The 1,700-nt window shown below is 69.7% G+C and carries 2 protein-coding genes; one reads left to right on the top strand and one right to left on the bottom strand.

Features of this window, described 5'->3' with window-relative positions:
* Positions 1 to 50 precede the first annotated feature (50 nt).
* Positions 51 to 680, top strand: a complete 630-nt coding sequence (locus ACIRPX_RS45915; protein ID WP_404206135.1) for a hypothetical protein — start codon at positions 51 to 53, stop codon at positions 678 to 680.
* On the opposite strand, the gene ACIRPX_RS45910 is transcribed toward ACIRPX_RS45915, so the two are convergent.
* Positions 607 to 1,428 (bottom strand): IS5 family transposase, encoded by an 822-nt coding sequence (locus tag ACIRPX_RS45910; RefSeq protein WP_404206134.1) that lies wholly within the window; start codon positions 1,426 to 1,428, stop codon positions 607 to 609. The genes ACIRPX_RS45915 and ACIRPX_RS45910 overlap by 74 nt on opposite strands.
* Positions 1,429 to 1,700 lie beyond the last annotated feature (272 nt).

Below are 1,700 nucleotides of genomic sequence, written 5' to 3'. Positions count from 1 at the left end.
AGAAGCCGTTGTCTTTCCGGATGTGGTCGTTGAGTTTCCGCTGATCAGGCATGGTGTCGGCATTGTTGCGGGAGAGTTCGGGCGTCTGGTTCGGTCTCGGTGATGCGGAGTTGAGTGTGACGTCGGTGATGGCGCTGGTGGAGGGGCGGGAAGCGGCTGCCCGGGTGCGGGCGGAGGAGCTTCGTGTGGAGGCGGAGCGGGTTCTTGTCGAACTCGCCGAGGCGGAGGCGTTGTTGGAGCGTCGCGTGATCGCCACGGCCGAGCTCGCCGAGACCCTGGCGGGCCGGGACGTGATGCTGGAGGAAGGGGCCGCCCCGGTGGGCGAGGCGGCGACCGCGGTGGTGGCGGACACGGCGAAGGCGCCGGTCGCGGGGTCGGTCGTGCCGCGCTGGTATGCGGGGGCGACGGTTTTGGCGCTGTCGGCGGACTACCGGCGGATTGTGGAGCTGGTGGAGGCAGAGCCGGGCGCCGGTGAGGGCATCTCGGCGAAGGAGCTGGCCGGGCGGCTGGGGCTTGCGGCGGTGCCGGCGAAGACCGAGGGAGTGCGTTCGAAGGCGAGGCGGCTGGCCGAGCGGGGCTGGGTGACCGCGTTGCCGTCGGGCCGGTTCACGCCGCGCGAGCCCACCGTGCCTGCCCGGGCCGGGGCCGGGATGCCGTCCGGGCGAGGCGGCGGCTCATGAGCATGGCCATCGAGAAGTAGACGAACGTCTCGCTGGAGGCGGGCAGCGTCTCGAAGTCCCGCACCAGACGCCGCGATCGCATCAGCCACCCCAGAGTCCGCTCCACGCACCACCGTCTGGGCAGCACCACGAAGCCGCTCATGTCGTCACTGCGCTTGACGATCTCCAGGGTGAGCTGGAGTTTCTCCCTGGCCCAGGTGACCAGGCGGCCGGAGTAACCGCCGTCCGCCCAGATGAGGGTGATCTTGCGGAATGCCTCCCGGAGCCGGGGCAGCATCACGCGGGCGGCCTGGCGGTCGGTGACGTCGGCGGCGGTCACCAGGACCATCAGCAGCAGCCCGATGCTGTCCGTGATGACGTGCCGGCGCCTTCCGTTGATCTTCTTGCCGCCGTCGTAGCCGCGTGAGGCGGCGGGCACCGACGCCGCGCCTTTGACCGACTGCGAGTCGATGATCGCCGCGGTCGGTTCCACGTCCCGCCCTTCGGCCCGGCGGGCCCGTTGGCGCAGGCGGTCGTGGAACTCGCGGGCCAGTCCCTTGTCGCGCCACCTGCGAAAGAACGCATACACCCGGTCCCACGCCGGAAAGTCGGCGGGCATCGCTCTCCACTTGATCGCGTTGTCCGTGACATAGCGGACCGCGTCCAACATCTGCCGGTGGCAGTAGCCCTCGGGCTGTCCGCCCCGCCCTTCGAGCCAGGCCGGGGCCGGCATTGCGTCGCGCACCACCTGCCACTCGGCGTCCGTCATGTCGGAGGGGTACTGCCGCACCCGGTCGGGGCGGTCGGCCGCGTTCCCGAACCGGTGAGCGAGGCAATCGCACACCGACACGCGCGAGTTGGACGGGAACAACGTCGTCACGCAAGACTGGGACAACAGGGCCTCCTGGTGCACGAGTTGGCTTCGCAACCCTCGTGCTGCACCGGAGGCCCTGCTTTCATGCGCCCGCGCGGCCAAGATCACCCGACCAGGGAACCTGTTCGATCAGAGCCGTCCTCATGATCGATAGGAATACGGCTTCT

This window comes from Streptomyces sp. NPDC101225 (genome assembly GCF_044767585.1).
GTDB lineage: Bacteria > Actinomycetota > Actinomycetes > Streptomycetales > Streptomycetaceae > Streptomyces.
Note: the sequence above shows the minus strand (reverse complement) of the source record. Positions and strands in the feature narration are given on the sequence as shown.

What these genes read in the sequence shown, in the direction of transcription:
- ACIRPX_RS45915 (WP_404206135.1), top strand. Translation starts at nt 51, where the DNA reads ATGGTGTCGGCATTGTTGCGGGAGAGTTCGGGCGTCTGGTTCGGTCTC.
- ACIRPX_RS45910 (WP_404206134.1), bottom strand. Translation starts at nt 1,428, where the DNA reads ATGACGGACGCCGAGTGGCAGGTGGTGCGCGACGCAATGCCGGCCCCG.